Below are 9,220 nucleotides of genomic sequence, written 5' to 3'. Positions count from 1 at the left end.
GACTTGCCGTTGATGGTGCGCGCCCACTCGATCGCGGTGTTCTCCAACTCGGCGTGGTCGACGACCCGGTTGACCGCACCCATCCGGTGCATCGTCTCGGCGTCGTAGGCCTCGCCGAGGAAGAAGATCTCGCGGGCGAACTTCTGCCCGACCTGCTTGGCCAGGTAGGCGCTGCCGTACCCGGCGTCGAACGAGCCCACGTCGGCGTCGGTCTGCTTGAATCGGGCGTGCTCGCGGGATGCGAGCGTCAGGTCGGCCACCACGTGCAGCGAATGCCCGCCGCCCGCCGCCCAGCCGTTGACCACGGCGATCACCACCTTGGGCATTGTGCGGATGAGCCGCTGTACCTCCAGGATGTGCAGCCGCCCACCCTCGGCTTTCACCCGTGCCTCGTCGACGCCCTCGACGCCCGCTGCGGTTACGTCCGAATCGTGACTGGTGGCGTACTGGTACCCCGACCGACCGCGAATCCGCTGGTCACCGCCGCTGCAGAACGCCCACCCCCCGTCCTTGGGGCTCGGCCCGTTGCCGGTCAGCAGCACGGTCCCGACATCGGGGGAGCAGCGCGCGTGATCGAGGACGCGATACAACTCGTCGACGGTATGCGGCCGGAACGCGTTACGCACCTCCGGCCGGTCGAACGCGATCCGCACGATGCCGTTCGCCCGGCCCTCACCGGTGTGCCGGTGATAGGTGATGTCGGTGAGATCGCCGAATCCGGGGACGGCTGCCCACTGGGCGGGATCGAAGGGGGACGCTGCCGATGAGGTGCTCATGACCGTCCACCCTAACGGGACGCCGGATTCGTGCGGTGTCGGTTGGTGGGAGGTTCGAGACCCACGGGTGAACACGTTCTACTACGGTGAGAGGGTGAGTGACGTGCAAGACATACTGAGCGGTGCGGCCGCGGACTCCGCCGACGAAGAGGGTTCGCGCCGGGGCGGCTTCCGGCCGATCGACCCGGCCGTCGGCGACAGGGGCGGTCCCCGCTACGGCGAGTTCATCGAGCAGGTGCGGCTGTTCATGGACAACGTGCGGCTGGCGTGCCCGACACCGGAGATGGGCGACGACCTCATCGACACCCTCAAAGATCTCAACGCCAAGCTCGCCGCGGTGCAGATCGACGAGTGGCACACCCCGGCAGGCACCCGTATCGACCTGCCGGCCCGCGGCAACATCACCCTGCCGCCGTTCGTCATCGACAACATCGACAGGGAGAACGGGTCGGTGGAGGCGACGGTCACCTTCACCAACTACCACCTCGGGGGCAACGACGCCGCCCACGGCGGACAGGTCGCCGTCGCCTTCGATGACATCGGCGGATACGCGTCGGCGGTGGCCACCAACGGCATCTGCCGCACCGGCTACCTCAGAGTCGACTACCGCTCGGTCACCCCGCTAAACACCGCGCTGAAGATGCGTGCCTGGGCCGACCGCGTCGAGGGCCGCAAAGCCTTCATCAAGGGCACCATGCACGACGGCGACCGCCTGTGCGCCGAACTCGACGGCCTGTTCATCCGCCTCAACCCCGGCCAGCCGTAAAGGCCGCACCCTTTCGCCGGTCGAGGTTCCTCCTCGCTGGTTGAGGTGCGACGAGCCGCTGGGCGAGGCGCCTCGAAACCCGGTGAGACGACCTTGTCATCTTGTACGGGAGTCGATTACAGCGCTACCGCGCCGATGGAGAAGCCCGCGTGGTTCAGGCGTTCGGTGAGGACATCGCCCATCGCCACTGCCGGGGTGAGCACCCCGTGGTGGTCGGGGAGCCTGTCGCGGTCGAGGGCCAGGGCCAGGGCGCTCTCGCCGAGCATCACCGCGGTCGCCTTGTAGCCGGGATCGCCGTGACCACGGAAGCGGGCCCGGTAGCGCCGGCCGGTAGTGCTGGTGGTGAACGCCTCGGCAGTGAAGTGTCCTTTGTCCCTGGTCTTCTGGTTCGGTCCCTCGCCGGGTGCGGGCAGTACCCGGTCCAGCAGCCGACGCGTCGGCCCGAAACTCATGGCGCCCAGGAACGCGCCCGTGCCCACCCCGACGAGCCCGGCGGTCACCGCCGACACCACCGGAATGTCGCCGACGTTCATCGTCTCGCCGTAGTGGAAGTTCTCGCCATAACCGCCTTCCAGCAAAGCATTCGAGCGCCGGACGATTCGGGTGTTGTGTGAGGCCATGAAGAACGGGGCCAGTGTCCCCGATAGTGACGGATCCACCTTGCGGGCCGACACGATATTGAGATCGCTGGGCTCCGAACGCATTTCGGATCGGGGCGGGTCGCCCGGGCCCGACGACAGCGCCTGCGGATTGAGCATCAGCCTGCGTACCTGTGAGTCCTTGGCCTGATCGGCGATGACCCGCACTGAATCGATGGTGCCGCCGGACACCCCGCCACGGAAGGACTGCAACACGAATGTGGTGTCGGTGAGCTCCCCGGCGCGGTCGGCGGCGATCTTGCGATACAGCGCCCACACCGTCAGATCCGACGGAATCGAGTCGAAACCGCACGAATGCACGATGCGCGCACCGGAGCCCGCGGCGAGATCGTGGGCCTTGTCGATGGAGAACCGCACGAACGGCACCTCGCCGGTCAGGTCGACGTAGTCGGTGCCGGCGGTCGCCGCGGCCACCACCAGTGCCTCGCCGTACTTGAGATACGGGCCGACGGTGGTGCACACCACGCGGGTGCGAGAGACCATCGCATCAAGGGAAGCAGGTGAGTCCGCGTCGGCGACGAGGACCGGCCAGTCGGTCGCGGCCCCGCCGATGCGTTCACGCAATGCGACGAGTTTGGCCTCCGAACGCCCGGCCAGCGCGATCTTGGTCCCGGCCGGGGCATGTGTGGCCAGGTAGCGTGCGGTGAGTTCGCCGACGAAGCCCGTCGCACCGAACACCACGACGTCGAACTCGCGCTTACCGGACTTATCGGACACCGTCGTTGTGTCTTCACTCATACGTCCGACTCTAGACTCCCGCGGCCCCATTTAGGGTGGGAGGATGCACCAGCCTCGCTCCGAATACCCGTCCACCCTGCAGGCACGGGTCATCGTCGACGAACTGATCCGCGGCGGGGTGCGTGAGGCGGTGCTCTGCCCGGGTTCGCGAAACGCGCCGCTGGCATTCGCGTTGCACGCGGCCGACACCGCCGGACGGCTCCGGCTGCATGTGCGGATCGACGAACGCTCGGCCGGTTTCCTGGCGCTCGGCCTGGCCGCGGCGTCGCGGCAGCCGGTGCCGATCATCATGACCAGCGGCACCGCCGTCGCCAACATGTCACCGGCCGTATTCGAGGCCAACTACGCCCGCGTGCCGCTGGTGGTGGTGTCGGCGAACCGGCCGTACGAGCTGCTCGGATCGGGGGCGAATCAGACCATCGAACAGTTCGGGATCTTCGGTACCCAGGTGCGGGCCGCGATCAGTCTTGGCCTGGCCGAGCAGGACCTGGATACCAATTCACAGTGGCGGTCGGCCGTCGGCCGGGTGCTGGCCGCGGCACGCGGTGCCCGCACCGGCAACGCCGGACCCGTCCAGTTCGACATCCCACTGCGCGAGCCGCTCATTCCGGCCGACCCCGGCGAGGCTCGGCAGGACCTGGGGATCTTCGAGGGCCGTCCCGGCGGGCTGCCATGGACGCAGGCGCCCGTCGGCAGGCTCGATGTCCCGTTGCCGATCGACCTGACCCTCGACACCGTCGTCGTGTCCGGTCACGGCGCGGGTACCCATCCTGAGCTGGCCGCGGTACCCACCGTCGCCGAACCCACCGCGCCGGCCGTCGAGACGCCACTGCATCCGCTGGCGCTCGATTCGATTTCACCGCGGCAGGCCATCATCTGCGGGCGTCCGACCCTGCATCGCGGGGTGTCGCGGCTGCTCGCCGACCCGAACGTGCGGGTGTACGCGCTCACCACCGGCCCACGCTGGCCCGACGTGTCGGGCAATGTGTACGCCACCGGAACCCGCGCCGAGGTCACCGGCGCGCCGGGCGAAGCGTGGCTCAAACACTGCGCCGACTCCCAGCACCGCGTGGTCACGGCAGTCGACGCCGAACTCGATGTCCCCGGCAACACCACCGGCCTGCATGTGGCGCGGGCGGTGTCGGCGGCACTGCGGCCCGGTGACCAATTGGTGGTGGGGGCGAGCAACCCGATCCGCGACGTCGCGCTCGCCGGCCGCGTCAGCCCCGAAGTCCGGGTGCTCTCGAACCGGGGAGTCGCCGGCATCGACGGCACCAACTCGACCGCCATCGGCGCCGCCCTCGACCTGCAATCGCGTGACCCCGGTGCCCGCACCGTCGCGCTCATGGGCGATCTGACGTTCGTGCACGACGCGACCGGCCTGCTCATCGGGCCCGGCGAACCACGTCCGTCCAACCTGCGGATCGTCGTCGCCAACGACGACGGCGGCGGGATCTTCGGGCTGCTCGAACAAGGTGACCCGCGCTTCAACACCGGCCCGTACGAGGGGGCGTACGAGCGGGTGTTCGGCACCCCGCATCGCACCGACCTGGCAGCGCTGTGCGCAGGATTCCACATCGCCCACCGGCGCGTGAGCCTCGGCGAATTGAGCGGCTACCTGCAGACCGAGGTGCCCGGCGGGCTCGAGGTCGTGGAGGTCAGCACCGATCGCGCCCGGCTGCGCGACCTCCACGCGGCCATCGCCGCCCGGTACCGGGAAATCCCATGAATGCGGCGGTGTTGCGGCGCGTCCAGAAGGGATTACTGCTGGTCGGGCTCGTCGGCACCGTGATGGGTGCGGTGCTGGTGATCGCGTGCTACCGCAACGATCACCAGATCGAGGCGCACAAGGCCACCGTCATGGCCGACGTCCTGTACGCGGGCGACCTGCGCGCCGATGTCAGCTTCCAGACTCCCGACGGCCAGCTGCACAGCCCGCGCCTGGGCCTGCTCTATCCCACAGAGCTGACCCAGGGGCAGCGGATCAGCGTCGAATACGACGCCACCAACCCCGACCTGGCCCGCCCAGCCGGCCGCGACGCGAGCCTGTCGATCGTGCCCGCCGTGTCGGTGGTGGCGCTGCTGTGGCTGGTCATCGGCGCCGTCGTGATCGGTCTGGCCGAAACCAACCGAAGGCTCACCGCCCGCCGGCCTGATCGGGTGACTGCGGGCGATCGGTGACCCAGTAGCGTGATACCCATGGCTGACACCGCGGGGCATCCGAGCAGGGCGACACTCGACAAGGATCCGGCCGAGGTCGCCCAGATGTTCGACGGCGTTGCCCGGCGCTACGACATCACCAACACGGTGCTCTCGTTCGGGCAGGACCGGCGCTGGCGCACCGTCACCCGCAAGGCGCTCGCGCTCAAACCCTCCGACGTGGTGCTCGATCTGGCCGCCGGTACGGCGGTGTCGACGGTCGAGCTGGCCAAGTCCGGGGCGCGGTGCATCGCCGCCGACTTCTCCCTCGGCATGCTCAAGGCCGGTGCCGGTCGGCCGGTGCCCAAGGTCGCCGCCGACGCCCTCAATCTGCCGTTCGCCGACCACTCCTTCGACGCCGCAACCATTTCCTTCGGCCTGCGCAATGTCAACGACGTACCGCGGGCACTCAGCGAATTCCATCGCGTCCTCAAACCCGGTGGCCGCCTGGTGATCTGCGAATTCTCGACTCCCACGCTGCGGCCCTTCCGCACCGTCTACATGGAATACCTGATGAAGGCGCTGCCCGCCGTGGCCACCAAGGTGTCGAGCAATCCCGACGCGTATGTGTATCTCGCCGAATCGATCCGGGCTTGGCCCGACCAATTCGAACTCGGCGAACTCATCCGCGACGCCGGCTTCTCGGGCGTCCGCTGGCAGAACCTCACCGGCGGCATCACCGCCGTCCACTCCGCCGTCCGCTGACATCCCCTACCCGGCCTGAGAGCCTCATCTCACCGGACCCTTCGTGACCCTCGCTCCTGCGTCGCTTCGGCCTCAGGGATCAAGAAGGTTGCCTCGTTTGATGTAGTCCTCGCGATCAAGAGATCAACGTGCACCAGAGTGGACGCTTTCGCGAACGAGGTAGCCGACCGCTTGATGTAGTCCTCGCGATGGTCAAGATCAACGTGGCCGTTCATCTTGACCATCGCGCCGCTGGTTGCTTACCGGGGCCAAGACGGTCGACGTGGCCATGCATCGTGATCCTTGAGGCCGATGCGGCGGACATCTTGATCCCTGAGGCCGATGCGGCGGACATCTTGATCCCTGAGGCCGATGCGACGCAGGAGCGAGGGTCACGAAGGGTCCGGTGACCTTTTGGCACATGGCCGGACCACCTCAGATGTGCGGCACCGGGCAGCCGGGCTTGAACGTGCCCAGTTTCTCGATTTCGTAGCCGTTCGGGTAGCCGCGCACCTGCGGAGTCTGCCGGCCGAACATCGGTTCATGGCGCGGCGGAAACAGCAGCGCGATCGCCAGGCCACGCGCCTTGAGCCCGCCGCGCACCACGACCTGCTCCACCCGCGTCGGCCGCGGATACCGGAACGCCACCCGCAGCCGATCGTCCATGAGCGCGAACGAGATTCGCCGCACCGCCGCGCGCGGCAGCAGATGGAACGGCGCGAACGTACCCAGCAGGTCCAGTGTCGAGTCCGCGACTTCCCGTGCCTTGGGGGAGTAGGTGAAATGGCCGATCTCGTACTCCTCCATCAGCTTTTCGAATCCCGCGTAGTCTTCGGGAATCCCCTTGATACCCATACGTTTTCCGAGCAGCCGGTAATAGTCGGTGAGTGCGGTGACCTCCCGGTCGGTCAGGTTGCGCCACTCGTAGCTGTTGATCCAGTCCACCGGACACACCACGAATGTCGACAACACGTACAGCATGTCGTCGTTGGAGATGTCATACATGCCGTGCATCTCATTGACCCGCCGGATCCCGGTGCGCCCCATCGTCGACGACACACCGTGCTCGATAGGTGCGTCGAGCAGCAGCACCGTGTCGTCGTAACGCTTCTGGGTGTGTTCGGTGAACTGGCGGGTGTCGCACAGCAGATCGCCGATCGACGGGACCGCGTACGTGCGGAACAGCGCGAAACTCAGCGCCTGCGTGTTGCCCCACGGAAACTCGCGACTGATCAGGTCGCGCACGATCGACTCGAAGTCTCCGTCGTCGCGGGCGGCGATCTCGTCGCGCAACGCGAAACGCCGGGCACGCCGCGCGCGCAATCGGGCAGTGAGAGACGTGGCTGTCGTCATGTGATGTAGATTACCGCCACTCACCGGAACGGCGGACGGTCGTCGATCCGGCTGGAGAGACGGCCGGCGGTGCGCCAGGCCCGGGCCACCAGGTCGGCGTCGTCGGGGGTGATGAGGTTGCCCATCACCCGCACCACCATCGACATCAGCCGCGCCGACCGCATCCCGGGCCGCCCCAGGGCGGGTACCGCCTGCGGCACCGTGAGCACCCCGGCCAGCCTGCGTGCCGCCGAGAACGCGAGCCCGTAGTGCTCGGTCAGTACGTCGCGCCAGCGGGTGGTGTAGTCATCGGCACCGAGCAGTTCGACGGCCAGGCGCCCGGTCTCCATCGCGTAGTCGATGCCCTCGCCGTTGAGCGGGTTGACGCAGGCTGCGGCGTCGCCGATCAGCATCCAGTTGCGCCCGGCCACCCCGGTGACCGCCCCGCCCATCGGCAGCAGCGCCGACGCCACCCGCATCGGGACGCCACCGATGCGCCATTCGTCGCGGACGAACTCGGTGTAGTGCTCCAGGATCGGCCGCAGTTGCATGCTCGCCGGACGTTTGGCCGTAGCCAGCGCCCCGACCCCGATGTTGAGCAGGCCGTTAACGTTGCCCTGGCTGCCGAGTGGGAACAGCCACCCGTAGCCGGGCAGCAGTCCGCCGTCGGGGCCGCGCAGTTCCAGGTGCGACCCCATCCACCGCTCATCGGCGCGTTCGGACGCCACATATGCGCGGGCGGCCACCCCGTATGCGGTGTCGCGGTGCCACTGCCGGCCGAGCGTCTTGCCGAGGGTCGAGCGCACCCCGTCGGCGACGATCACATCGCGCACCGCGACGTCCGACGTCCCACTCGGCCCGGCCAGCGTGACCGACTCGATCCGATCACCAGCCATCACCGCGCCGACGGCCTTGGTGCCCTGCAGCATCGTCGCCCCGGACGCGACCGCGTGCGCCCGGATCTCCTCATCGAGTTCGGTGCGGGCCACCGCGCTGCCGTGTGCGGGAAACCGTCCCGACGGCCACGGCACCTCCCGCGTCGCCCCCCACCCGGCCAGACGCAGCCCGTCGATGCGTGGCCTGCCGTCGAGTAGCGAGCCGAGGCCGAGGGCGTCGAGTTCGGCCACCGCGCGTGGGGTGAGGCCGTCGCCGCACGTCTTGTCCCGCGGAAAGGTGGCCCCGTCGATGAGTGTCACCGCACGTCCGGCGGCCACGGCGTGTGCGGCGGCCGCGGCGCCGCCGGGGCCCGCCCCGACGACCAGAACGTCCACAGGTTGGGGTTGGTTGCTCACCCGACCAGTATGTCGGCAGCCGGTAGCGGTTACGCTCACAGGCAGTGTGACGGCCATCGACGGCTGTTGCGGGAGACCAACGAGATGGGGCGGCACGGGACGTGAAGTCGACTTTCGCCGGACTTGACCTGGGCACCGACGAGTTCGCCGAGGTGGTGCGGTCGGCGTTGGCAGACGTCGAGGACCTGCTGATCACCGAACTGTCCTCGGGCGACGCGATCATGACCGAGGCCGCCACCCACCTGGCCAAGGCCGGTGGCAAACGGTTCCGGCCGATGTTCGCGATCCTGGCCGCCCAGTTCGGCCCCGACCCGGGCAGCCGGGACGTGATCACCGCGGCGACGGTCGTCGAGATGATCCACCTGGCCACCCTGTACCACGACGACGTCATGGACGAGGCCCCGATGCGCCGTGGCGCGCAGTCGGCCAACGCCCGCTGGACCAACAGCATCGCCATCCTGTCGGGCGACTTCCTCTTCGCGCGGGCATCGCGACTGGTGTCGACGCTCGGCCCCGACGCGGTGCGGATCATCGCCGAGACGTTCGCCGAACTGGTCACCGGCCAGATGCGGGAGACCGTCGGCGCGACCGGCGACATCGACCCGATCGACCACTACCTGAAGGTGGTGTGGGAGAAGACCGGCTCGCTGATCGCTGCCGCCGCCCGGTTCGGTTCGATGGCCGCCGGTGCCGACCCCGACAGCATCGAGCGCCTCGCGCGGATCGGCGACATCATCGGCATCGCCTTCCAGGTGTCCGACGACATCATCGACA

Annotated in this window: 9 protein-coding genes; 5 read left to right on the top strand and 4 right to left on the bottom strand. The window is 68.4% G+C overall.

Features of this window, described 5'->3' with window-relative positions; genetic code table 11:
- Nucleotides 1–776: 1,4-dihydroxy-2-naphthoyl-CoA synthase (locus Q0627_RS05730; protein ID WP_298808298.1), on the bottom strand; the 776-nt coding region annotated here is incomplete at its 3' end.
- A 178-nt stretch (nucleotides 777–954) separates the two neighbouring features.
- Between Q0627_RS05730 and Q0627_RS05725 the strand changes: the two genes are divergently transcribed.
- Complete coding sequence (locus Q0627_RS05725) at nucleotides 955–1,542, top strand: PaaI family thioesterase (protein ID WP_298808301.1); 588 nt, start codon at nucleotides 955–957, stop codon at nucleotides 1,540–1,542.
- A gap of 116 nt (nucleotides 1,543–1,658) precedes the next feature.
- Here the strand turns inward: Q0627_RS05725 and Q0627_RS05720 are convergent, their stop codons facing one another.
- A complete protein-coding gene (locus Q0627_RS05720) occupies nucleotides 1,659–2,939 on the bottom strand; it encodes a trans-acting enoyl reductase family protein (RefSeq protein ID WP_298808297.1) in 1,281 nt (426 codons plus the stop codon).
- Between the two features lie 43 nt (nucleotides 2,940–2,982).
- Here Q0627_RS05720 and menD point away from each other — a divergent pair, with 43 nt between their 5' ends.
- The 3 genes from menD to Q0627_RS05705 are packed head-to-tail and all read left to right on the top strand — an operon-like array spanning nucleotide 2,983 to nucleotide 5,843.
- The gene (gene menD, locus Q0627_RS05715) at nucleotides 2,983–4,668 is read left to right on the top strand and encodes a 2-succinyl-5-enolpyruvyl-6-hydroxy-3-cyclohexene-1-carboxylic-acid synthase (RefSeq protein ID WP_298808294.1); all 1,686 of its coding nucleotides are present in this window, start codon (nucleotides 2,983–2,985) and stop codon (nucleotides 4,666–4,668) included.
- Nucleotides 4,665–5,120, top strand: a complete 456-nt coding sequence (locus tag Q0627_RS05710) for a DUF3592 domain-containing protein (protein ID WP_291013948.1) — start codon at nucleotides 4,665–4,667, stop codon at nucleotides 5,118–5,120. Before menD ends, Q0627_RS05710 begins: the two co-directional genes overlap by 4 nt.
- An 18-nt stretch (nucleotides 5,121–5,138) precedes the next feature.
- Nucleotides 5,139–5,843, top strand: coding sequence for a demethylmenaquinone methyltransferase (locus Q0627_RS05705; protein WP_298808292.1), 705 nt, complete (start codon nucleotides 5,139–5,141; stop codon nucleotides 5,841–5,843).
- Between the two features lie 414 nt (nucleotides 5,844–6,257).
- Here the strand turns inward: Q0627_RS05705 and Q0627_RS05700 are convergent, their stop codons facing one another.
- Complete coding sequence (locus Q0627_RS05700; protein WP_298808284.1) at nucleotides 6,258–7,175, bottom strand: oxygenase MpaB family protein; 918 nt, start codon at nucleotides 7,173–7,175, stop codon at nucleotides 6,258–6,260.
- A gap of 20 nt (nucleotides 7,176–7,195) precedes the next feature.
- Nucleotides 7,196–8,446: a geranylgeranyl reductase family protein gene (locus tag Q0627_RS05695; RefSeq protein WP_298808281.1), complete on the bottom strand. Its 1,251-nt coding sequence runs from the start codon at nucleotides 8,444–8,446 to the stop codon at nucleotides 7,196–7,198.
- Between the two features lie 101 nt (nucleotides 8,447–8,547).
- On the opposite strand from Q0627_RS05695, the gene Q0627_RS05690 reads away from it, so the two are divergent.
- On the top strand, nucleotides 8,548–9,220 hold a 673-nt coding region (locus Q0627_RS05690), incomplete at its 3' end, for a polyprenyl synthetase family protein (protein WP_298808278.1).

This window comes from uncultured Gordonia sp. (assembly GCF_937858515.1).
GTDB lineage: Bacteria > Actinomycetota > Actinomycetes > Mycobacteriales > Mycobacteriaceae > Gordonia.
Note: the sequence above shows the minus strand (reverse complement) of the source record. Positions and strands in the feature narration are given on the sequence as shown.